The following is a 327-nucleotide window of genomic DNA, read 5'->3' as shown; positions in this document are numbered from 1 at the left end:
TCCGCCCGGCGCCGATCCCCTCGGAAACGCCGATCCGTTGCGGAATCTGGCCGATGACTGCCTGGACGGGCTCGCCGCCGTGGCGCGGCTGGAAGCCCGGACCGCGGCGCTGAAGGTGAGGCTGGCCGCGGACTACATGCACGCAACCAGGGCCCTGGCGCCCCCGGCGGCGTCCCCGCAGGAACACGCCGCCCAGGACATGGCCCTGGTCGCTGAGGTCGCCTGCGTCCTGACCGTCAGCAAACGCACCGCCGGAACCCTCCTGTCCGAATGCCAGGCCCTGACGACCGCTCTGCCGCTGACCCTGACGGCCCTTCAGGCCGGGAC

Annotated in this window: 1 pseudogene; it reads left to right on the top strand. The window is 72.8% G+C overall.

Going from position 1 to position 327, the window contains the following annotated elements:
- Nucleotides 1-327, top strand: a pseudogene (locus J9611_RS13980) (HNH endonuclease signature motif containing protein); the annotation flags it as partial.

It is taken from the genome of Pseudarthrobacter albicanus (assembly GCF_018224015.1).
GTDB lineage: Bacteria > Actinomycetota > Actinomycetes > Actinomycetales > Micrococcaceae > Arthrobacter > Arthrobacter albicanus.
Note: the sequence above shows the minus strand (reverse complement) of the source record. Positions and strands in the feature narration are given on the sequence as shown.